The sequence below is a fragment of the Flavobacterium psychroterrae genome (genome assembly GCF_018380615.1).
Classification (GTDB): Bacteria; Bacteroidota; Bacteroidia; order Flavobacteriales; family Flavobacteriaceae; genus Flavobacterium; species Flavobacterium psychroterrae.
This window is the reverse complement of sequence record NZ_JAGYVZ010000020.1, coordinates 36,408-59,437: the sequence shown is the minus strand read 5'-3', so window position 1 is coordinate 59,437 and position 23,030 is coordinate 36,408. Positions and strand designations below refer to the sequence as shown.

General features: G+C 31.6%; 15 protein-coding genes and 3 tRNA genes. 11 read left to right on the top strand and 7 right to left on the bottom strand.

Annotated features, from left to right (window positions below; genetic code table 11):
• Positions 1-86: 86 nt before the first annotated feature.
• The 5 genes from proS (at position 87) to rpsT (ending at position 2,355) form a co-directional block, all read left to right on the top strand.
• Positions 87-1,565 carry a proline--tRNA ligase gene (gene proS, locus KHA90_RS19010; RefSeq protein WP_213304742.1) on the top strand — a complete coding sequence of 493 codons (1,479 nt, stop codon included), beginning with the start codon at positions 87-89 and terminating at the stop codon, positions 1,563-1,565.
• Positions 1,566-1,642: 77 nt separating this feature from the next.
• A tRNA-Glu gene (locus KHA90_RS19005) sits at positions 1,643-1,714 on the top strand.
• 46 nt (positions 1,715-1,760) lie between these two features.
• Positions 1,761-1,832, top strand: a tRNA-Glu gene (locus KHA90_RS19000).
• Between the two features lie 44 nt (positions 1,833-1,876).
• Positions 1,877-1,948 (top strand) — tRNA-Glu (locus tag KHA90_RS18995).
• A 155-nt stretch (positions 1,949-2,103) separates the two neighbouring features.
• Positions 2,104-2,355, top strand: coding sequence for a 30S ribosomal protein S20 (gene rpsT / locus KHA90_RS18990; RefSeq protein WP_041517133.1), 252 nt, complete (start codon positions 2,104-2,106; stop codon positions 2,353-2,355).
• Positions 2,356-2,842: 487 nt separating this feature from the next.
• Here the strand turns inward: rpsT and KHA90_RS18985 are convergent, their stop codons facing one another.
• On the bottom strand, positions 2,843-3,247 hold the full coding sequence (locus tag KHA90_RS18985; RefSeq protein WP_213304739.1) for a response regulator: 405 nt from the start codon (positions 3,245-3,247) through the stop codon (positions 2,843-2,845).
• Positions 3,248-3,252: 5 nt separating this feature from the next.
• Positions 3,253-4,908, bottom strand: a complete 1,656-nt coding sequence (locus tag KHA90_RS18980) for a PAS domain-containing sensor histidine kinase (protein ID WP_244860433.1) — start codon at positions 4,906-4,908, stop codon at positions 3,253-3,255.
• Between the two features lie 222 nt (positions 4,909-5,130).
• Here KHA90_RS18980 and typA point away from each other — a divergent pair, with 222 nt between their 5' ends.
• Positions 5,131-6,927: a translational GTPase TypA gene (typA, locus tag KHA90_RS18975; RefSeq protein WP_213304733.1), complete on the top strand. Its 1,797-nt coding sequence runs from the start codon at positions 5,131-5,133 to the stop codon at positions 6,925-6,927.
• Positions 6,928-7,138: 211 nt separating this feature from the next.
• Here the strand turns inward: typA and KHA90_RS18970 are convergent, their stop codons facing one another.
• The 3 genes from KHA90_RS18970 to KHA90_RS18960 form a co-directional block, all read right to left on the bottom strand.
• Positions 7,139-9,433: a T9SS type B sorting domain-containing protein gene (locus tag KHA90_RS18970; protein WP_244860431.1), complete on the bottom strand. Its 2,295-nt coding sequence runs from the start codon at positions 9,431-9,433 to the stop codon at positions 7,139-7,141.
• Between the two features lie 72 nt (positions 9,434-9,505).
• Positions 9,506-10,342 carry an ABC transporter permease gene (locus KHA90_RS18965; protein WP_213304716.1) on the bottom strand — a complete coding sequence of 279 codons (837 nt, stop codon included), beginning with the start codon at positions 10,340-10,342 and terminating at the stop codon, positions 9,506-9,508.
• A 3-nt stretch (positions 10,343-10,345) separates the two neighbouring features.
• Positions 10,346-11,257, bottom strand: coding sequence for an ABC transporter ATP-binding protein (locus KHA90_RS18960; protein WP_213304712.1), 912 nt, complete (start codon positions 11,255-11,257; stop codon positions 10,346-10,348).
• Positions 11,258-11,351: 94 nt separating this feature from the next.
• On the opposite strand from KHA90_RS18960, the gene KHA90_RS18955 reads away from it, so the two are divergent.
• Together KHA90_RS18955 and KHA90_RS18950 are read left to right on the top strand one after the other, a co-directional pair.
• Positions 11,352-12,404, top strand: a complete 1,053-nt coding sequence (locus tag KHA90_RS18955) for a hypothetical protein (protein ID WP_213304697.1) — start codon at positions 11,352-11,354, stop codon at positions 12,402-12,404.
• A gap of 112 nt (positions 12,405-12,516) precedes the next feature.
• Positions 12,517-13,374, top strand: coding sequence for an SdiA-regulated/phytase-like domain-containing protein (locus KHA90_RS18950; RefSeq protein ID WP_213304694.1), 858 nt, complete (start codon positions 12,517-12,519; stop codon positions 13,372-13,374).
• Between the two features lie 248 nt (positions 13,375-13,622).
• Here KHA90_RS18950 and KHA90_RS18945 read toward each other — a convergent pair whose 3' ends face one another.
• Positions 13,623-17,357, bottom strand: coding sequence for a metallophosphoesterase (locus KHA90_RS18945; RefSeq protein WP_213304691.1), 3,735 nt, complete (start codon positions 17,355-17,357; stop codon positions 13,623-13,625).
• Positions 17,358-17,383: 26 nt separating this feature from the next.
• On the opposite strand from KHA90_RS18945, the gene KHA90_RS18940 reads away from it, so the two are divergent.
• Positions 17,384-18,562 carry a Pycsar system effector family protein gene (locus KHA90_RS18940; protein ID WP_213304688.1) on the top strand — a complete coding sequence of 393 codons (1,179 nt, stop codon included), beginning with the start codon at positions 17,384-17,386 and terminating at the stop codon, positions 18,560-18,562.
• A 200-nt stretch (positions 18,563-18,762) separates the two neighbouring features.
• On the opposite strand, the gene KHA90_RS18935 is transcribed toward KHA90_RS18940, so the two are convergent.
• A complete protein-coding gene (locus KHA90_RS18935; protein ID WP_213304685.1) occupies positions 18,763-21,132 on the bottom strand; it encodes a GAF domain-containing protein in 2,370 nt (789 codons plus the stop codon).
• Positions 21,133-21,359: 227 nt separating this feature from the next.
• Here KHA90_RS18935 and KHA90_RS18930 point away from each other — a divergent pair, with 227 nt between their 5' ends.
• Both KHA90_RS18930 and KHA90_RS18925 read left to right on the top strand, forming a co-directional pair.
• The gene (locus tag KHA90_RS18930; RefSeq protein ID WP_213304682.1) at positions 21,360-22,112 is read left to right on the top strand and encodes a glucose 1-dehydrogenase; all 753 of its coding nucleotides are present in this window, start codon (positions 21,360-21,362) and stop codon (positions 22,110-22,112) included.
• Between the two features lie 271 nt (positions 22,113-22,383).
• Complete coding sequence (locus KHA90_RS18925) at positions 22,384-22,965, top strand: TetR/AcrR family transcriptional regulator (protein ID WP_213304679.1); 582 nt, start codon at positions 22,384-22,386, stop codon at positions 22,963-22,965.
• Positions 22,966-23,030: the final 65 nt, after the last annotated feature.

The window sequence follows — 23,030 nt, the reverse complement described above, 5'->3', positions numbered from 1 at the left end:
TATTGTTGCACATTACAAAAATAGTTAGTTTTGTCAAACTATTTAGTTAAAATTATTAAAACAAAATTTGTGCCAAACTATTCAATATGAGTAAGAACCTCACTACAAGATCAGAAGATTATTCGAAATGGTATAACGAGCTGGTTGTTAAGGCAGATCTAGCCGAAAATTCAGGAGTTAGAGGATGTATGGTTATTAAGCCGTACGGATATGCTATTTGGGAAAAAATGCAGGCTGAGTTAGATCGAATGTTTAAGGAAACTGGACATCAAAACGCCTACTTTCCTTTATTTGTGCCTAAAAGCATGTTTGAAGCTGAAGAAAAAAATGCTGAAGGATTTGCAAAAGAGTGTGCTATTGTAACACATTACAGATTAAAAAATGATCCGGACAAACCCGGAAAACTAATGGTGGATCCGGATGCTAAATTAGAAGAAGAGCTTATTGTTCGTCCTACTAGTGAAGCGATCATCTGGTCTACTTATAAAGGATGGGTGCAATCTTACAGGGATTTACCTTTATTGATAAATCAATGGGCAAATGTTGTTCGTTGGGAAATGCGTACTCGTTTGTTTTTAAGAACTGCTGAGTTTTTATGGCAAGAAGGGCATACAGCTCACGCAACAAAGGCAGAAGCTTTAGAGGAATCTGAAAAAATGATGAATGTTTATGCTGATTTTGCTCAGGATTTCATGGCAATTCCGGTAGTTAAAGGTATTAAAACCGAAACAGAGCGTTTTGCAGGTGCGGATGAAACGTATTGTATCGAAGCTTTAATGCAAGACGGAAAAGCATTACAGGCAGGTACATCTCACTTTTTAGGGCAAAATTTCGCAAAGGCTTTTGATGTAAAATTTACAAATGCCGAAGGGAAACAAGAGCATGTTTGGGGAACTTCCTGGGGAGTTTCTACTCGTTTGATGGGAGCTTTAGTAATGACGCATTCTGATGATCAGGGATTAGTTTTACCTCCAAATTTAGCGCCTATACAAGTGGTTATTGTTCCTATTTATAAAACAGATGAGCAATTTGCTGAAATTAGCGCAGCAGTTAATGAATTAACGGCTAAGTTTAAGAAATTAAAGATTTCAGTTAAATATGATGACAGAACGACTCAAAAACCAGGATTCAAGTTTGCTGAATGGGAATTGAAAGGTGTTCCTGTTAGAATTGCTGTTGGACCAAAAGATTTAGAAAACGGAACTTTTGAAGTTGCCAGACGTGATACATTAACAAAAGAGACAGTTTCTGGTGAAGGAATCGTTACTTACATAAATGACCTTCTTGAACAGATCCAAACTGATTTATTTAATAAAGCATTAAATTATCGTGATACTCATATTACGGAAGTAAATAGTTTTGAGGAATTTAAGGAAATTTTAGATGGAAAAGGTGGTTTTGTTTCGGCACATTGGGACGGTACGGCTGAGACAGAAGAGAAAATAAAAGACTTAACAAAAGCAACGATTCGTTGTATTCCTTTAGACGCTGTAGAAGAGGCGGGAACCTGTGTATTTACTGGGAATCCTTCTTCGAAAAGAGTGTTGTTTGCAAAGGCATATTAATTTTTTTTACTTTTTTTTGCATCAGGTATTGTACATCTTAAAAATAGTTGTATTTTTGCATCCGCATTAGAGAAGCAGGCCCGTTCGTCTATCGGTTAGGACGCATGGTTTTCATCCATGTAAGAGCGGTTCGATTCCGCTACGGGCTACTACTTTTTTATTGCAAAATTTTCTTGAAATACTGAGAATTAAAATGGCCCGTTCGTCTATCGGTTAGGACGCATGGTTTTCATCCATGTAAGAGCGGTTCGATTCCGCTACGGGCTACAAAATTTCAATTTATTAAAATTGGAGAAAACTTAGAGGATACTGGTCTGTTCGTCTAGGGGTTAGGACTCCAGGCTTTCGTCCTGGTAACAGGGGTTCGATTCCCTTACAGACTACTAAAATTAGTTGTGAATAAGTTTTGTAAAATAAAAACTGGTGTCTCGGTCTTTGTTTTATTAGTTAAAACCAAAGTGATTGTTTTGCAATTGTGGGAGGTTTTTCTTTTTTAACTAGTATATATAATAATTATTACATCTAAAATTAAAACAAAATGGCAAATCATAAGTCAGCATTAAAAAGAATCAGAAGTAACGAAAAAAGAAGAGTTCTTAACAGATACCAACATAAAACTACTCGTAACGCTATTAAAGCATTAAGATTAGCTACTGATAAATCTGATGCAGCTTCAAAATTATCAACTGTAATTTCTATGATTGATAAATTAGCTAAAAAGAACATCATTCATGATAATAAAGCTTCTAACTTGAAGTCTAAATTAACTAAGCATGTTGCTAAATTGTAATTAACTACAATTTCCTAAATATATAAAAAGTCCTCTTTTAGAGGACTTTTTTTGTTTGAACTAAACAATGAGAAAATTCAAATAAAAAAAATCCAAATTCCAACTTACACCGGCAAATACTGTGATGTATATTGGAATTTGGATTTTTTTTTGGATCAACACGAAAACCTGTGGAGCAGGAAGATTTAAGTATAAATATTCAACTTACACGCTGTAAATACTGCTATGTGTATTGGAATTTGGATTTTTTTTATTGGTTTTTTATTATGGTTATATCTATTGAAATTTGGAATTCAATTTAAGTTTGAATTTTGTGGATAAGTATGTATTGCGTTAGGGATGGGAACGATATCCTTTTGTGACAAGATAAAATATCTAGTTTATTCCTAAATAAACTGGAACAAAAGATTTAGTAGACAGCCCGGCCCGGAGGGTAACGCCATTATTCTAATTATTAAATATAAAATGCTTGATAAATATAGAGCTATTAAAGATTCATTTTCTTTTTTAGATATTCAAGCATTGGTTGTGTGATTGGCTTTGAGAGAAAATCAATTATTATGGGGTACTTTTTTGCCTTTGCCAGATCTTCTGGATCAATTGTAGAGGATAATACAATTACTTTTGCAGTATTAAATTCATTGTAGTCAGGAGAAGTAAAATAGTCTAAAAATTCCCAACCGCCCATGACAGGCATATTTAAATCCAGAAAAATTAATTGGGGTTTATTGGCTTTGTTTTTATTGTATTTTAAAGTGTTGAAATGGTGTAATGCTTCCTCGCCATTTGGGGCAGTGATGATTTCTTTAGAAAAAGATGATTTTGAAATTACTTTCTTGCATAACATTAGCGTGATTGGGTCGTCATCAATGCATAAAATTTGCTCCAGCATATTTGTTAATTTTTGAAGGTTATTATAAATGTTGTTCCTTTGTTGACTTCACTTTCAATACTAATTGTGCCACCCATTGTTTCAACTTGTGATTTTACAAGATATAAGCCCAACCCTTTGCTGTCAGGATAATTATGGAATCTTTGATATAAGCCAAATACTTTGTCACCGTTTCTTTCCAGATCAATTCCAATGCCGTTATCTTTAAAAGTTAAAATTGTATGATTGTCTATATGTTCTGCAGTAATAGCAATTTTTAGTTTTCTGTTTTCGGATTTGTATTTTATTGAGTTGGTAAGTAAATTAAGCAAAATGCTTTCAATATAGGCTTTATTTGTGTTTAATAACGGAACTCTGTCAAATTTAAGTTTAATAATTGGTTTGTGTAATTCAATTTGAAAAGACAATTGACTAAAAACATTTTCGAAAATTTCTTTTAAAGATACTTCTTCTTTTTGCATAGAAGGATTGTCTTTGATAATGATTACTTTAACTAAATCATTTATTGTTTCGTTCAATAAATGCGTGGATTTTGTAAAACCTGCAAGAATTTCTTCTAATTCAGGATTTTCAATTGGAATGCTTTCAATAAGATTTAAAAGTCCAATTAAATTAGATAAGGGCGCCCTTAAATTATGGGATGTAATATATGAAAATTGTTTTAAATCCTTGTTATTTTGGGTTAGTTCTCTGATAAGATGTTCTTTTTCGGTTTCTAGTTTTTTTTCATCAGTTATATCTCTTTGAATAGAAATCCAATGTGAAATTACACCTTCATTGCTAAAAATTGGAATCATTGAAAACCGAACCCAAAATTCTTCTTTGTTTTTAGTATAACTAATGGTTTCGATTAAACATTCTTCTTCATTTTTTATTGCTCTTAAAAGTTTTTTTAATTCTTCAGAATCAGATTTTGGTCCTTTGAAAATATTGGGTGATTTCCCTATTATTTCGTGTGACAGATATCCTGACATATGAGAAAATGCAGGATTTACATATACTATTTTTGGAATTTTTTTATCTGCTGAATTTGCTTCAGTGATTAAAATTGAGTCTTTAGATTGTGTGATTACAGTTTCCAGTAATTTTAATCTCTGTTCTTCTTCTTTTTGTTTGGTAATATCCTGAATGGCCCCGATCATTCTAATGGCTCTTCCATTTTCATCTTTCAATAAAAAACCTCTGTCCAGGACATATTTATAGGTTCCGTCAGCACATTTGAAACGATATTGATCTTGCCATTTTTCAGTTTTTTGCTCAATAAAAGAATATAATTTAATAGACATTCTAATGCTGTCTTCCGGATGTATTTTGTCAAACCACCATTTTGATGTTTTTCCTACTTCTGACTGATTATAGCCAAAAACGGCTTCAATACCTTTGTTCCAATTAATGCTGTCTTCCTGAATTTTCCAATCCCAAATGGTATCACTTGTCGCTTTTGCAACAATATCATATTTTTCGTTTGATTCTTTTATTTCTTCGTTAGTGCTTTTTAATTTTTCGAAAATAGAAATATTTTTCTTTTCGTTTTTCGAGAGTATATAGTTGAAAATAAAGCCCGTAGTGACTATGAAAAAGAGATCCTTTATTAAAAATAAATAAAAATATTCAATTTTGGAAAAGTATGTAGTTAGTAGTTTATGACATAGGATTGCCATAATTAGCGATATGATAACGTAAATTAGAGTAATTGGGAGAGTTTTACTTTTCATTACTCAAATATAGTTAAATTAAATATAACTTAACAACAAGCGAAGTTCATTTAGAATGTAAAATTTACGTTATTTTAACGAACTAATTACTTGTATACACGCAAACTATCGCAGAAACGTTTTTTATATCAAAATAAAGTGTACCTTTGCACCCATTAAAAATCTCAGATGGAATCTATTAGAAACATTGCAATTATTGCCCACGTCGATCACGGTAAAACCACTTTGGTTGATAAAATTATGTATCACTGTCAATTATTTCGTGACAACGAAAACACAGGTGATTTAATTCTTGATAATAACGATTTAGAGCGTGAGAGAGGTATTACTATTACTTCAAAAAACGTATCAGTTCAATATAAAGGAACAAAAATCAATATTATCGATACTCCTGGTCACGCCGATTTTGGAGGTGAAGTAGAACGTGTATTAAACATGGCCGATGGTGTATGTTTGCTAGTCGATGCTTTTGAAGGTCCAATGCCTCAAACGCGTTTTGTATTGCAAAAAGCGATTGACCTTGGTTTAAAACCTTGTGTAGTTATCAATAAAGTTGATAAAGAAAACTGTACTCCTGAAGAAGTTCATGAAAAAGTTTTTGACTTGATGTTTGAATTAGGTGCTTCAGAAGAGCAATTAGATTTCCCAACTGTTTATGGTTCTGCTAAAAACAACTGGATGTCTGATCATTGGGAAAACGTAACTGATAATGTTGAAGCATTATTGGATATGGTAATCAAAAATGTACCAGCTCCTAAAGTATCTGAAGGAACGCCACAAATGTTAATTACATCTTTGGATTTCTCTGCTTTTACAGGTCGTATCGCTATCGGTCGTCTTGAAAGAGGTGTGTTGAATGAAGGAATGCCAATTTCTTTGGTAAAAAGAGATGGTAAAGTTATAAAATCACGTATTAAAGAATTACATACTTTTGAAGGTCTAGGCCGTAAAAAAGTACAACAAGTAATTGCTGGAGATATTTGTGCAATTATTGGAGTTGAAGGTTTTGAAATTGGAGATACAATCGCTGATTCTGAAAATCCTGAAGCTTTGCAAACAATTGCTATTGATGAGCCTACAATGAGTATGTTGTTTACAATTAACGATTCACCTTTCTTTGGTAAAGAAGGTAAATTTGTAACTTCTCGTCATATTAGAGAAAGATTGACAAAAGAATTAGAGAAAAACTTAGCTATGAAGTTAGGTGAAACTGATTCTGCTGATAAATTCATGGTTTTTGGTCGTGGTGTACTTCACTTATCTGTTCTTATTGAAACAATGAGAAGAGAAGGTTATGAGTTACAAATTGGTCAACCACAAGTTATTATCAAAGAAATTGATGGTAAAAAATGTGAGCCAATTGAGGAATTAACAATCGATTTACCAGAAAATCTTTCAGGAAGAGCAGTTGAATTCGTTACATTACGTAAAGGAGAAATGCTTTCTATGGAAACTAAAGGAGAACGTATGATTGTGAAATTTAATATTCCATCACGTGGAATTATTGGATTGCGTAATCAATTACTTACTGCAACTGCTGGTGAGGCTATTATGGCACACCGTTTTATAGGATATGAGCCATACAAAGGAGAAATTTCCGGACGTAACAAAGGGTCATTGATTTCTATGGAAAAAGGAAAAGCAATTCCTTATTCTATCGATAAATTGCAAGATCGTGGTAAGTTTTTTGTTGAACCAAATGCTGAAATTTACGAAGGACAGGTAATTGGTGAAAACTCTCGTGCTGATGATATGTGTGTAAACGTAACTAAAGAGAAAAAACAATCTAACGTTCGTTCTTCTGGAAATGATGAAAAAGCAAGGATTATTCCTCCAATCATTTTCTCTCTAGAAGAAGCTTTAGAGTATATTCAAAAAGATGAATATGTAGAGGTTACACCAAAATCTATTCGTTTGAGAAAAATCTATTTGACAGAAACTGATAGAAAAAGATTTAAATTCTAATACATTTAAATTTCAATATAAAAATCCCAAATTCCATCAGGAGTTTGGGATTTTTTTTGATTTATAATTATTGAGATTTGAAATTTAAAAATTGTAATTTCTTAGTGATTTAGACTAAAATAACTTTTCCCAAATTCCAATCAAGGAGTTTAGTATTTTTTTGACTTAAAAGTATTGGGATTTGTAATTTAAAAATTATAATTTCTTTAGCTTATCTTTTTAAACTAAAATGACCTTTAATAGTTCTGCCATCTGCAAATTCTAAAGTAAACCAATAATCATCTGCCGGCAGTTGCTGACCATTAAAAACACCATTCCATCCATCGCTATTCTGGTTCATTTGTTTCAGTAGTTTACCATAACGATCAAAAATAAAAATTCGGCAATCCGGAAGTTGATCTATGTTTGTAATTAACCATAAATCATTATATCCATCTCCGTTTGGAGTAAAAAACCTTGGATAATCTAAAACATAAAGAAGATATGAATTAGATAATCCACAACCATTTTTATCTCTTGCAATTGCATTATATATTCCCGGTTTTACATTGTTGAATAAAGGATCTTCTTGAAAAATAGTTCCGTCTAATGAAAATTCATAACTTCCAACTCCTGTATATTTGATTAAAACCGAATTATCAATTCCGGAGAAATCTTTAATAACGGCTTCTGTTATAAAAGCTGGTTCAGATAAAATTACTTTAAACTTCTTGGTTTTTTCACAACCATTTGTATCTGTTACAACTACAGAATAATCACCTGATGTATTTACCGTTATAGAACTATCCGTGCTTCCTGTATTCCATAAATAACTCGCAAAACCTGTCTCCACACTTAATGTTATTTCTTCTCCTTTGCATAAATATTTTATTTCATCCTGAAAATTAGGAGGATCAAAAGTATTCACAATAAGTGTAATTGGAGTAATATCAAAACAATCTGCTCCGTTTGTAGCTTTAACATAAATAATTTGGCTAAAAGCGGTTGTATTTTTAAAGATGTTTGGTAATGCATTTGCTTCACTCAAGGCATCATTAGTATTTATATAATAATTAAAAACTAATCCGGTTGGCAAACCTGCAGAAATTTGTGGAGTTACTTCTGTACTTAGATTAAATTGATATAAACCATCTTGGTTTTCATCTGCATCGCAAGTCGCAATTGGATTTTGATCAGGAATTGTTGAATTTGAAACTTTTAATGTTACTTCAACGATTGTAAAACAGTCGTATTGGTTTTCAATTCTAGCATAAACAATTTGATCAGGAACTTTATTGCTGTATTTTTCGGGATTTAGAATAGGATTTGCTTTTGTTTGAGCATCCGTAAGGGATTCATAATAACCCTTATTTAAAATCGATGATACATTATTTTTGATAATATTATCAACTTTGGTTAAGTTAAAGATAGTAATTCCGTCTGTATCATCGTCACATTGCAATAAGTTGGTATTGGTTGACATTATCTCCGGCGCATATTCAATCATTATTTGACCTGTAGATATGCAAGTTGTACCGGTTAAAGTGGCTTCTACCTTATAATTACCTGTTGCGGTAACATTTAAGACAGAACCGGTTTCTGATGTGATTGCAACAAAATTATTAGATGCATCTTCTTTAGACCATTTAAAAGTATATTTGGTATTATCTAACTGAGTGTCTAAAGGTGTAATTTCGCTAAAACAGGCGGGATTATTATTTGCAATTGTTTTATCTCTTCCAAAATCTATCTTAGAAGCAAAACTTCCGGCTTCAATAAAAACGGCAGAATTATATTGTCCGGTTGCATCATCTGCAATGACCAATTTTAGATGGTAGGTTTTATTAGGAACAACTGTAGTTTGAGCATTCATTACCACAGTTTGTCCTGCATAATTTATTGGACTATTTCCATTATTATAACCATTGAAATATTCTTCATTTATTGCAGCACAACCTTCAAAAGTTTGACCACCAGAAGTAACAGTGCTTATTATTGAATGAACCGTTGTAGAAGAAACCGATGTTGTGGTATTAGGCAAAACAGCAAGATTCTTATATTCTTCTGAGGTTCCGGCTTCTTTTATTAAAAAAGCAAATCCATCTGAATATTTACAAGGAAAGTAAGTTTGATATTCATTAGAAGCAAAAATATAGTTGAAACTAATAGAGTTAGTCAAGGCAACAAAATCAAACTCTAAAACTGTTGCCTGTGTGCTTTTAGATGTATTTAAAGCTTTTTCCAGATCAGGATCACCTATCCAGTCTTTATTTGTTTGTCCTTCAGATTTTGATTGATTAAAAGGTCCTGCAGCACTACTACTGGGAGAAGTGCTTAATACAATTCCTCCCGGAAATGGAAAACTGCTTGTAGCTGAGCTAAAATAGGCATAACTGTTTCCGCTACTCGCCGGATTTCCGGTCGCATTAACCGATCCTATATCTATACAAGAACTATTTATCAATATATTTTTTACTAATTCCTCAGCCGTTTTCGAGGCATCTACAGTAATGTTTTGCGCATTCATCTTCAAAGACAAACAGCAGATAAACAAGAAAAACAAAAAACTTTTAAAATAATTCATAGCCTGACAAATATACTATAAATCTCGATTTTTTAATAGGTTGTAAGAAAAGTATATGAATAAAAATGTCCATACTAAAACGATCAGAATTGAAAGATAATGAACACCGTAATCTTTGGTGTTTTCTACACCCATTTGCGTTCCAATACTTTTTATAACTGATAATCTTGTAATAGGTTCAACGATTAAATTAGACATGGCTTCCAGAGGAAGGAATTGTGTAATGTAATTGCCAATATTACTATTTGGAAAAATTTTAAAAACTAAAAGTCCTTTTATAATGCCTTCAGCAATACTCCATACCAAAAGAAATCCTAATGCAAATGCAGAACGTTTTACTAAAATTCCTAAAAATAAACAGAAAGAAAAGAAAGCCGTAAGTTTTACAAAAAATGCCAGAAGATAATCTAAATCCATAAATACAACATCGAATTCTGTATAAGACGAAAAGCTATATCCGAGAATTAAACTCATTACAAAAACGAAAATGGTTGAGATTAAAGCAAATAATACGACCGTAAGAAATTTAGATAATATAAATTCTTGCTTGCTTAAGCCATCAATTAAATTTTGTTTCAAAGTACCATAACTATATTCGTTTGCCATCATGGAAACAATAACAATAGCGAGGAAAAATTTCAGTAAAGCCGCAACATAAGTATTAAAATGCCATATATACGGAAAATTGAAAATCCCCATTTCGGCAAAATGAAATTTAAAAGGACCAATATCAAATTTTATAGAAGCAATTAATGCAATGAAGGAAAGTAAAATAAAATAAGTTAAAGTAAGGACACGACTGGCTTTGTTTTTCCAGATTTTTTGTAATTCTATAGAGATAAGTCTGTTCATTGTTTAGTTGTTTTGGATGGTGGCGTTTTTTGTTAATTCTAAAAATTGAGCTTCTAAACTGTTTTTGCGTTTTACCAAATGGCTCAAAGCAATGTTTTTAGAAAATAAAAACTGATTTAGTTCTGAAGCTGATAATTCTGATTTTAAGTAAACCAAAAGTTTACCATCTTCTTCGGTAATTTTGTCAATTGCTGAATGGGTTGCCAAAACATTTTTTAGCGTAACATTATCATCGGACATAACTTCAAAAAAACCTTCATTTGCTGACATTGAATCCACTGCACCTGAATAAAGAATTTCTCCTTTTCTTAAAACAATTACATGAGAACAAACTTTTTCAACTTCATCTAATAAATGCGAAGCCAATAAAATAGTGGTTCCCTGCGAAGCAATTTTTTTGATAATATCACGAATCTGGTGAATTCCCTGCGGGTCTAAACCATTTGTAGGTTCATCTAAAATCAGTATTTCAGGATCGTTTAAAAGCGCTGATGCAATGGCTAAACGCTGTTTCATTCCTAACGAAAAAGTACTGAATTTGCTGTCTTTTCTTTCGGTTAAACCAACTAAATTAAGTTTCTCGTTGATTTTAGAATAATCGATGCTTTTTATTTTACAAACCAATTTCAGGTTTTCTTCGGCAGTCATGTAAGGATAAAAGTTTGGTCTTTCTATAATAGCGCCTACTTTTTTCAAAGCTTCGTGAGTTTGAACTTTTCCGCCAAACCAACTATAATTTCCTGATGTACGGTTTACAACATTCAGTACAATACCTAAAGTGGTTGATTTTCCGCTTCCGTTGGGACCTAGAATTCCATAAACGCGGCCTTTTTGTATTTCAAAAGAAACATTTTTTAAGGCTTGAATTCGCCCGTATCTTTTGTGAAGATTTTCAATAGTAAGTATGGTTTCCAAATTATTTCGGTTTTAGTTTTAAGTATGACGATTCAACTTCGATATTGTTACGCTAAATTTTATTTAATGTAAATTTGTAATAAAGATATTCAAAATGAGCGAACCTTTAATGGTTTTAAAAAAACCGTCATACCCTTTAACGCAATCTCTTTTAAATTATTTAGAACGATACGAACGTATTTCGAAAGTATCTGTGTTCTATGATGATTTATTGCGGTTTTCAGGTTCTGTAAATGTGTACGATAAAAATGAAACCGATACTTTATGGATTCGGGTTTATTATGGGGAATTTGAAAGAAATGAAATTGATTTAAATCTAAAAAAAATATATTCGCTTTTACATTCTGATGGTAATAGCGAGATCATTCAGTTTTTAAATGTGGATGCAATTGATTATTGTACTTTCGGAAATTCGAAACCTTTCAGAATAAAAGTTCGAAATATCCTTAATGATAATTATGTCCATTTTTATATCAAAAAAGCAGATGCTTCCAGAATTTACGGGCTGGAATTAGAAGATATTTTATCGCCGGATAAAATTAACTTTCTGGTTTATAAAGACACTTTAATCGAAGAACATATTATTGGCATTCCAGGCGATGTTTTTATGGATACATTATTAGATAAATGTACCGAAATGGAAAAATCGCAAATTGCAAAAGAGTTTGTAAAGTTCAACGAACGTTGTATGATAAGGCTTTTAGGCGATATGAGGGCGTATAATTATGTAATTGTACCTATTCACGATTTTGATCAGGTTGTTTATAAAATTCGTCCAATTGATTTTGATCAGCAATGTTACGAGGGGAATTTTAAAGTATATCGTCCGCAGTTTTTCAAAGAGAATTATCCCATGATTAAACTGATTAAAGATAAACTGGAAGAACGATCTATTATTCAGTATAAAGATGAAGAAAGGGCAATTCTAGCAAAACGGATTCACTCTGCCGAAAACAGAATCAAAAAATTATTGAATATAATGTGTCACGATACTATTTCGACCGATGAACATTTGAATCAACTAAAAATGGAATTGTACCGTTATACCAATGATATGAAATTTAAAAACGCCATATCAATGGGACATATTATGTTTGCGGCGTTTGAGTTCATCACACGCAATTTTAAAAACACACATTTAATTTAATTTAATTTTTTTTACCATATAAGTTATTTAAGATAATCTAAGATTTTGTGTTTACATGAATTTATATAACTTCTATGTTTTAAAATTGAGTTTAAAACAAAAAAATATTATTATGAAAAAGTTTTTTTTACTTGGAATTTCTATCGCTTTATTGGCATGTCAGCAACAATCAAATGATGATTTGAAAACACTTTATTCACTGCCAAAAAAGTTAAAAGAAGTTTCGGGGATTACCTATTTTCCTGAAAGTAATTTGATTTATACATTAGAAGACAGCGGAAATAAAAATGCCATTTATGCCATAAATTCAAATGGTAAAATAGCCAAAACAATCACAATCTCAAATGCAACAAATGTTGATTGGGAAGATATTACAAAAGATAAAAGCGGTAATCTTTATATTGGAGATTTTGGAAATAATGATAACGAACGCAAAGATTTGTGTATTTATAAGGTCAATAAAAATCAGCTGAATAAAGATTTGGCTGTAGCCGAATATAAAGTTTCATTCTCATATCCTGAACAAACAGAATTTCCTCCAAAGAAAAAAGAATTATTTTATGATGTAGAAGGTTTTTTTGAACACGGAAATTACTTTTATCTTTTCACAAAAAACCGAAGCAAAGGTTTTGACGGAACAGCTTTTATCTACAAGATATTAAATGCTCCGGGAACTCAAAAAGCAACTAAAATAGGAGAATTTAAAACCTGTGATAATTACAATCATTGCGTTCTAACAAGCGCAACAATTAGTCCTGACGGAAAAAAAGTAGTTTTGTTAAGTCACGATAAAATTGTTTTGTTCAAAGGTTACAAAGGCGATTTATTCCATAAAGGAACGCAAACCGAAATAAAACTAAATCACTTTTCACAAAAAGAAGCCATAGTTTTCAAAGACAATAATACTTTATTAATTGCCGATGAAAAGACAAATAAAGTAGGAGGGAATGTTTATGAGTTTAAGTTGTGAAAAAAAAAGTTACTTAGTCTCTAAGTTGCTAAGTTGCTAAGTTTTTAGGCTTAAAAAATTGAAAATTAAACTCAATAAGAACAAGAATAAAAAAGTTTGCCACGAATTTTACAAATTTCCACGAATATATAATTTGTGAAATTTGTGAAATTCGTGGCAAAAAACCTTTGTTACTTTGAGCCCCTGCAACTTTGAACCTAAGACTAAAAACTTAGAACCTTAGCAACTCAGAACCTCAGAACCTTTCCTTAAAAACTATATGCCGCTCCAAAAATAACCCTTCCTTCTTCGTCCGGAGATTTGAAATAAGAGATTCTTGCTGTTAGAACATTTATTGCATTTAACCAAAGTCCGCCGCCATAATCCTGGTGCCATTTTTTTGAACTTTCGCCATCAAGCCAAATTCTTCCATAATCAAAACCACCCAAAACTCCATAAGTCAAAGGCGCAATTGTTTTTCTAATTTTACCCAGGCTTAATCTTAAATCACTACTTTGGGAGAAATATGAACTTCCTAAAAAACGCTCATTTCTATAACCGCGTAAATCAGTATCTCCACCTAAAGTTGCCCCTTGATAAAACTCATAGTTATTATTCAAAATTGCTTTTCCTTTAAAAAGAGTCGCTAAAACAAGTTTCCCGTTGTGATCAATTTTATGTGTAAAACCTAATAAACTTTCAATAGTTGGAAAATTTTTCTTAGTATCGTCCAGATTAGTCATCCATGCAGCCGAAACCATAAAAGCGATTCCTAAAGTTGGTTTTGCAGCAAAATCAGCATTTTTGAAATGATACTTAATTTTTGCTCCACCATAAACCTGACTGTCAAAAACATTTGGATTTATAATATTTGGAGTATCGATAAATCTATTTTCAGTTTCTTCAACCCTCATTTGCTGTAACATCGGCTGGATACTAAATTCACTTCCGTATCGTCCAACGTGTCTGATCGCTCCCAAAATATTAAATTTCTGAATACGAACACGATTATAATCCATTCCTAAATCTTCAGTATTGTTTACAGATTCATTTCCGTATCCAAAATAATTTATGGCAAAATTTGGCGTAGTATATTGCGATTCAGCATCAATAATCCATTTACCCAATAATCCCGGAAAATGTGCCACATAATTAAACTCTAAACCACCGGTTGCAAAGTAATAAAACGCATTTAAAACGTGTCTTTGCGTATAAGGATTTTGTTTGAAATTGTTAACCGTATAATTTAAATTAATACCCACTTTTACACCATCGTCCGGATTAAATCCAATGTTTGGCAATCCTGAAATAACATTATATTTAGGTTTTTCGTAATTGTATAAATTCACATCATAATCATCCGTTAATTGCGTCTGAGTTTTAGAATCTAGATTATATGTGTTTTCTTTTGATTTAAAATCATAAACAATTACTCGTTTTCCGTTTTCAATATTATAAGTATCATTGTTTTGACCACCAATCAACCTAATTTTGATTTTTGATTTCTCATTTCCGGTTACCTGAAAAATATCATTATCATCTAAACCATAAATCCAAAGATTACTAGTTTTATCATCCGTAACATTTTTGGTATAAACTAACTCATCCCCTTCTTTTTTAACTCGGTAAACCTGAATTTCGATACTTTTTTTAGATTTATGATTGATCACGAATTTGTCTTTTTTATCAGTTCCGGCAATCATAACGGTATGGCTTAAAACATCAAAATAGTCCGAAGCATATTTTTGAAGATCCTTTTTTCTGTTCTTTAATTTTTGTCGGATATCTGCAATTGTTGCATCCTGAACTTCTTCTGGTAAACTTTTAAAAGCATTGTCAATATCATTATCAGATAAGTTTTCCTGAATATATTTTGCCTGAGCCAGCCAGTCTTTTTCATTTGCAGTTCTTAAAAAAGCCAGATCCATTGGATATGGTTCTCTGTTCAGCCATTTTACGTTATCAATTTTATTTTTGAAAGTTCGCATATGACGTAACGCCGGAATATTCATTAAAATAGAAAGTAAAGTTCCGTCGTATTTAACAAAAGCCTGATCACGATCACGCGGAATTGGCTTATAAGTAACCTTGCCATCTTTTTTATATTCTGCCCAACGCCATTGATCGCTGTGTCTGTCCCAATCACCAATAAGCATGTCAAACAAACGCGCTTTTATATATTCATTTTCATCCACGGAATATTTTTCATCTTTATGAAGATTTGCCATCATATCCTCGGTACTGATAATATTAGACGGATTTCCAAAATTTTTACCGTCTAAATGATTGTCCGCCGGTCTTTCTTCCACCATATATAATTCATCTCCAAAATTAGAGTTGAATTCCCTCAAGCCATTCTGTTTTGGGATATAATATAAAACTGGATTTGTATGCGCCAATCCTATTTTGTCTGCCATATTACCAACAGCAAATGGAGTATAAGGATGCGAAGTTGTGTAAAAATCCAGCAGGAAATTCTCCGCATACGTATCTTCAAAATCATTCACAACATATTGATCCTTAAAAGCAACCGATTGTAAAAATACGGTAGCACTTTTTTTCAAGGCACGCATTACGTATTCACGACCTTTAGGATCAGACATTCTTAAAGAAACCGATTGATGTCCTCCGCCTTCGCGAATTGGTTTTAAACCGCCCATTAAAGTATCTAAAGTTGCTGTGCGAGCCTCAATTGGTAAACTATAATATTTTCTATAATGATTTCCGAATAAGAATTTATGGAATAAACTTTTCTGAGTCATTTTTTCAGAATAGATAGAAGTCTTTACAGTTGCTGGAAATTTATTGTCAACACCTGCAGCCCAATTAATTTCTTTTGCTTTTATGATCTCATGCTCAAAAAGAAGCTTTTCTTTATTGTTTTCATTCCCGAAGAAAGCAACTTTTGCATCACCGCTTTTAAATAAAGTCAAAGTGGCATAACCATTTCCTCCATAAGAGAATTCAGTAGGATTTATTGCTCTTGCAGCTTCAGATTTTGATCCGGCACCGCTAATAATTTGCTTGATATTTTCCTTGTTAACATACTGAAGATTATGATCGTGTCCGGAAACTACAATTACATTTTTCTGTTTTTGTAAGAGTGTTTTAATTCTCTTTGCATAAACAGTATATTGTTTGTTTTGAATATCTTGCGGACTTGCGCCAGATGTTTTTCGCAATAAATTGATGAAAGAACCAATTATTGGCAATGGTATTTTTTTCTCAAGAGGAAACAATTGTTTCTCTAACGAAAATTGTCCTCCATGCGTTCCGTTACTCATCAAAGGATGGTGAATGGCGATGACAACAGTTTTTTCCTGGTTTTTATTTAAAAGATTTTCCAGCTCATCAAAAAAGTCTTCTCTGGTTTTAATGTCACAATTATCATTGATTGTTGGATGATTGTCCCAATCTTCAAGAAACCATTCGCTGTCAATTGTAATTAAAGTTGCAGTGCTGTCGATTTTCACATCTTCGATTGCACAACTTTTTCTTGGTAAAAATGATTTTTTATCATTCATATATTTCGTAACAAAATCTGCCTGGCGTTCAAGACCTTTAATCCCATTATACCAATCGTGATTTCCGGGAATCATAATTGTTTTTCCTTTAAAACCTTTAGTAAGTTTTAATTGATTAGTAAGTTTTGTTTCGGCTAAAGCCTTCTCTGAAGCATTATCATCACTAGGAAAACCCTTAGGATAAATATTATCTCCTAAAAATAATAATGTGGCTTTTTTATTCGATTTCTTTAGCTTTTGGTGCAATAGTTCAAGTGTTTGCTGCGCTTGTTCTTCGTCAGCATTTCCTGCATCACCAACTAAATAAATAGTGTGTGCAATTTTTATAGTATCAGTTGCGTTTTCCGTTTCGTTAGCACTAACATTTTTCCCATATTGCGCTTTATGCGTCGCACAGGAATAGAGCAGTGACAAAACAACTATTACTAAAGAATAGTTTTTAATTTTAGTAATAAAATGGTTATCCAAAAACAATTTCATAATTTAGTGGTATAAAATAAATCTCCATGAATTTAATAGAGCAATCCGAAGATTTCGTCAGTAATTTACTCAAAGATAAACTTTCTAATTTATATTCGTATCATAATTTTAACCATACTTTAACGGTAGTAAATGCGGTAAAAGAGCTCTGTAAAAAAGAAGATGTTAAAGGCGATGATAAAGAAGTTTTATTAGTGGCGGCGTGGTTTCACGATACGGGTTATATTGTAGGCTATGAAAATCATGAAGCAGAAAGTGTGAAAATCGCTACTACTTTTTTGAAAGAAAAAGAACAGACAGATGAATTTATCTCAGTTGTTTCAAGCTTGATTATGGCGACCGTAAAAGAGTATATTCCGAAAACACATTTAGAAAAAATAATCAAAGATGCCGATTTCGCTCATCTTGTGGGAACTGAATATGAAACTACTTGTGAATTGTTGCGAATTGAATTAAAAAACACATGGAATTTAGATTTTTCAAATACAGAATGGGCAAAAGAAAATCTGAATTTTTTAATGAATAAACATCGTTTTTATACTGATCACGCCCTGAAAAAATGGCAGCCTTTAAAAGAGAAAAACTTGTTGATGGTTCAAAAGAAAATTGAGAAGCAGAAAAAAAAGGAAGCCGATAAGCTTGAAGATGACATTAAAAAGAAAGAAAAAATCGAAAAACCGGATCGTGGAGTTGATACTTTATTTCGGGTAACTTTAGGAAATCATACCCGCTTAAGCGGAATTGCTGATAGTAAGGCCAATATTTTATTATCTGTAAATGCTATTATTATCTCAATTGCACTTTCATCGATTATACCAAAATTAGACAGTCCAAAAAATGCGCACTTAGTAATTCCAACTTTTATAATGTTGATATCGAGTGTGATTACAATAATCTTCGCCATTCTTTCAACAAGACCAAAAGTCACTACGGGAGTTTTTACCAGAGAAGATATTGAGAATAAAAAAATCAACTTATTGTTTTTCGGAAATTTCTATAAAATGCCTCTAGAAGAATATGATTGGGCGATGAATGAAATGATGAAAGATCGTGATTACTTATATTCTACAATGATTAAAGATTTATATTATCTGGGATTAGTTTTACAGCGCAAATACAACTTATTAAGAATTGCCTATAACTTTTTTATGATAGGAATAATTATTACCGTAATCGCATTTGTAATTGCTTTTAAATCAATTTAAACTTTTAGTTGATTTAATTTCAACACATAGAAACATAGGTTTTAAAGATGTAAAAGAATTGTAAAAGAAACGAGTTTCTTAAACATAGCTATGTGTATTTAGATAAGTGAAACGCCTTTTTTTTAAGTTTCAAAAGCTATGTTTCTATGTGTTAAAATTAATTGCATGATGTGTATTCCTATAAATGAACTCAACTAAAATTAGTTGAGTTCATCTAATAAATCCTGATAAGTAATTTTTTGAGCAACAGAAATTGCATTATTATTAATGACTTTTACGCGAATCGCTCTCAAACCGGAAACTCCCTGAAGATCCTCAACCTCAAATTGTTCTATTGAAGGTTCAAGGATTTTTTTATGCTGCAAATACTTGATATACTTCAAATATTCAGCCTCTTCACTATTTTGAGAATAGACAATTGTGATTTTCTCTTTTTCTGTAATTCTTTCTTTTGTGCCTTTAATATTCGATTTATCGATACGTTTTTTGACTACTTCATATCTTGCATTATACGTTCCGTCAACATCAAAACGTTTTTCGTCCATTCTAAAACGGATAGAAAGCGGAGCACTAAAAACCAAAATTAACGAAGTTACATCTAATTCATAAGGCAATGATTCCTTTAGCTGATGATGTTCCAATTCCATTTCGCACAACGTTTGCAATTGCCATAAGCGCAAGTTGTGCAAATACATAATATCAAAAGGTTTTGTTGGCGAAATCGAAGCTCCAATATACAAATTGTGTTCAACACCATCTGTTTTAAAACGCTCATAATAATGAGGATAGATTTGTTGCGCTTCAATTTGTTTTTTGTCTAAAACAGTTGCTAACCTTTTATTGATAATCGACATTGCATTATCAAATTTCTTTCGTTCCTGATAAAATAAACCGCTTTTTTCATCCAGACTTTCAAAATACAAACGTTCCAGTTTTTGACTTTTTGCCGTTTCTTTCGTGTTTTTTAATAAAGGATGAATTTCTTCCTCAATATAACGCTGAATGTGTTGCTCTGTATCTGCTTTTAAAGGAAAATTTAATTCATTTCGAAACGAATCTAATTCAAATTTTCTTTGCTCCAATAAAACAAGATTCGTATTTGGATCCTGAGATTCAAATATTTGTAAAATTGCTGTTAATTGATTTCTAAGATCTTTTTTTACTGTCTCATTTCTATGTTCCGATGAACCTTTAATATCGATTTGACCGTATAACGGATACACATTTTTAAATACAATTTCCTTAAAAATATAATCCTTAGTATGATTTATATTCTGGAAATAATTTTGTGATTCTTTTTTAAATTTCCAATAAACACTTGGATGAATCGTAGTATACTCACGCTGAATAATTGCCTCAATTTGATGTTGCATGTCTGTATTATAACGGTCAATTGTATCAGTTAAATAAGGAAGAACCAATTCAAGTTTTGTTGCATTTACAGTATTTAAATCTCTGGCTTTTGAAGAAACTAATTCAACAACACCTAATAAATGACCGTCTTTTATAACCGGTGCAAAAATACAGCTATGAATATTTTGTTTCAGCAAATGCTCGCCGAGTCTTTTATTTGTTGAATGTTCAGTGAATTTTTGAACATTTGAAATAACGAAAGGTTCTTGATTATCCAGTAAATTTTCGAATGAACATCCAAAAAAAGCATTTTTACAATCTACCTCCTGATCTGTAGAAAGTAAAAAACTTTGTATTTTATTGTCAAATTTTATTGGTCTTATAAATTTTTCCTCTTCCTGATTGTAAATTATGAAACCAACTTGTAAATCGGCAATCATAAAAATAGATCTGAAGATATTCGTTAAAATTTCATCAGATGTTGCCGATTGCGCATCAGGTTTCAGCAAATTACTTTTCAAATTAGAAATAGCACTTTCTGTAGTTGCATCAAATAAAGAAACAATTCCAAAACCTTTTAAAGTCCAGCTTCCAGGAGGAAATTTAGATTTCCATAAAGCTAGATCATTGTAATTATCCATCAATAAATCAATATCATCCGGGGTGAGAGGTATTGCATTTTCTGAAGGGGTAATTTCCATAAAATCAGCATTATATAGAATTCTATAATGTTTTTCAACTCCTTCTTCGTCAGGGATATCGTAGAAGAATGGTTTATTAAAAGCAAATTTTTGTTTGTAATAACTACTTAAAATTAAGCAGCAGTTATTGATATAGAATTGATGATCATCAAAATTTCTAATTTCCATGTAAAATTCATCTCCGGCATTTTTAAGAATTTTCTTAAAACGTTCCGTGTAGTTGAATGATATATTCTGAAAAGGAATTGTAACCGCTTTTACTTCATTATTAGTCAAAGCAGTAGGAAATAAGTCTGCCAGTATATTCTTGATTAATCCTTCATTTTTTTTTATGATACTATAATCCTGAATTCCTGTCCTTAATTGCGGAATAGAATCTATCTCTTTTAAAATAGCTTTTGCATAATTTGAACGGTAATCAACATTCGATAAAGCAATTTCCTCAAATGATTCAATTAGTTTATGAAATGAGATTATTGTGGTAAAAGGACTTTCGTATTCTACAAGATTATCCATCTTAGTTTATTTTAGAATGCAAAATTAAGCAAATATTAAGAATCTTTGTTCATTTTATTATTTCTTTCGTTTATAGTTCTATATATTTTAATCCCTGAATATCAGTGTTTTTAGCTCAATTATTTATTTTAACTAAATATTAACTTTAATTATAACGGAACGATCGTTCCGTTATGATATCTTTGTACCATAATAATTGAATAATCAATAATGTAAAACAAATAAAAATGAAAAATTTAGAAAACAAAGTCGCTATTATAACTGGCGGAAATAGCGGAATAGGGTATGCAACAGCTGCCGAATTTATAGCAAGAGGCGCAAAAGTAATTGTAACAGGAAGAAACAAAGAATCTTTGGCTAAAGCCGAAACAGAATTAAATGTCACCGGAATTGTATCAGACCAATCTGATTTAAAATCAATTGATAGTTTGGTTGAACAAGTAAAATCTCAATTTGGGAAAGTCGATATTTTATTTTTGAATGCAGGAATTGCAGCTTTTGCTCCGGTAGATTCAGCATCAGAAGAACATTATGACAGCATTATGAATGTAAATGTAAAAGGAGTTTATTTTACAGTTCAAAAAGTATTGCCCATTTTAAACGATGGCGGATCTATTATTTTCAATACTTCTATAAATGCACACGTTGGTATGCCAAATTCAAGTGTTTATGCTTCAAGTAAAGCTGCCGTATTATCTTTAAACAAAGTTTTTGCTACAGAGTTAGCTCCAAGAAAAATCAGAGTTAATGCAGTTTCTCCTGGACCTGTTGAAACTCCGTTATATGGAAAATTAGGTTTAGAAAAAGAAGAAGTAGAAGGTTTTGGAACTATTTTAGGAGAGAAAATTTTATTGAAACGTTTCGGGCAGGCTTCAGAAATTGCAAAAACGGTTAGTTTCCTTGCTTCAGACGACGCCTCATTTATTACAGGATCTGAAATTGTTGTTGATGGCGGACTTATTGTTAATGCAGTAGTTTAATTTTTTTTTACTACAATTCAGGAATGATTGTTCCGTATTTTTGTATCTTTGTAAAGTAATTTAATCCATTGGGTATAATTAATAATAACTAAATTAAACACATAGAAACATAGATTTTATAATTAAAAGGGAATCAAAAAAAGAAACATATTTCTTTCACATAGTTAGCTTTGTGTATTTTAAATAAGTGAACGCCTTCTTTTAGATTCAAAACCTATGTTTCTATGTGTTAAAAATTACTCCCAAACGGGTTAATTTAATTTCATAGATTATGGCAAGAACAAAAGAATTTAATGAAGATCAGGCTTTAGATAAAGCGATTGAAATTTTTTGGCACAAAGGATACAACGGAACTTCGGCTCAGGATTTAGTGACGCATTTAGGATTAAGCCGCTCTAGCTTATATGATACTTTTGGAGACAAACAAAAATTATTTACACAATCATTACAGCGTTATCAAAAAAATACGCAAGATCAAATCGTAGAACTTTTCGACAAGTCGGATAATATAAAAGAAACGCTGCAGGATGTTTTTAAACAAGCAGTTTTGGAAAGTTTGGAAGACAGAATTACAAAAGGCTGTTTTATGGTCAATTCTTCTGTTGAACTTGCCATGCACGATGAAGAAATTGCAAAAATTGTAAAAAATAATAGCCGGATAATGGAAGAGGTTTTTACAAAAGCGATGAAAAAAGGGCAGGATTTAGGTCAGATATCTAACAATTTAGATGCAAGAACTTTAGCTCGATTTATTTTTAATAATTATTCCGGAATCCGTGTTTTGGCTCGTGCCGGTGAAAGAGATAAACAAGTTTATGATGATATTGTAAAAGCAGTATTTTCAATATTATAAATTAAAATACTTTAATAAAAAACGGCAATTACAGATATGTAGTTGTCGTTTTTTTGTTTTATGAA

Excerpts from the sequence above, each read along its gene's own strand:
- KHA90_RS18980 (WP_244860433.1), bottom strand. The coding sequence starts at position 4,908 with ATGGCAATCCTATGTCATAAACTACTAACTACATACTTTTCCAAAATT.
- KHA90_RS18940 (WP_213304688.1), top strand. The coding sequence starts at position 17,384 with ATGAATTTAATAGAGCAATCCGAAGATTTCGTCAGTAATTTACTCAAA.
- KHA90_RS18935 (WP_213304685.1), bottom strand. The coding sequence starts at position 21,132 with ATGGATAATCTTGTAGAATACGAAAGTCCTTTTACCACAATAATCTCA.
- rpsT (WP_041517133.1), top strand. The coding sequence starts at position 2,104 with ATGGCAAATCATAAGTCAGCATTAAAAAGAATCAGAAGTAACGAAAAA.
- KHA90_RS18950 (WP_213304694.1), top strand. The coding sequence starts at position 12,517 with ATGAAAAAGTTTTTTTTACTTGGAATTTCTATCGCTTTATTGGCATGT.
- KHA90_RS18925 (WP_213304679.1), top strand. The coding sequence starts at position 22,384 with ATGGCAAGAACAAAAGAATTTAATGAAGATCAGGCTTTAGATAAAGCG.
- KHA90_RS18955 (WP_213304697.1), top strand. The coding sequence starts at position 11,352 with ATGAGCGAACCTTTAATGGTTTTAAAAAAACCGTCATACCCTTTAACG.
- KHA90_RS18985 (WP_213304739.1), bottom strand. The coding sequence starts at position 3,247 with ATGCTGGAGCAAATTTTATGCATTGATGACGACCCAATCACGCTAATG.
- typA (WP_213304733.1), top strand. The coding sequence starts at position 5,131 with ATGGAATCTATTAGAAACATTGCAATTATTGCCCACGTCGATCACGGT.
- KHA90_RS18970 (WP_244860431.1), bottom strand. The coding sequence starts at position 9,433 with ATGAATGCGCAAAACATTACTGTAGATGCCTCGAAAACGGCTGAGGAA.
- KHA90_RS18930 (WP_213304682.1), top strand. The coding sequence starts at position 21,360 with ATGAAAAATTTAGAAAACAAAGTCGCTATTATAACTGGCGGAAATAGC.
- proS (WP_213304742.1), top strand. The coding sequence starts at position 87 with ATGAGTAAGAACCTCACTACAAGATCAGAAGATTATTCGAAATGGTAT.
- KHA90_RS18965 (WP_213304716.1), bottom strand. The coding sequence starts at position 10,342 with ATGAACAGACTTATCTCTATAGAATTACAAAAAATCTGGAAAAACAAA.
- KHA90_RS18945 (WP_213304691.1), bottom strand. The coding sequence starts at position 17,357 with ATGAAATTGTTTTTGGATAACCATTTTATTACTAAAATTAAAAACTAT.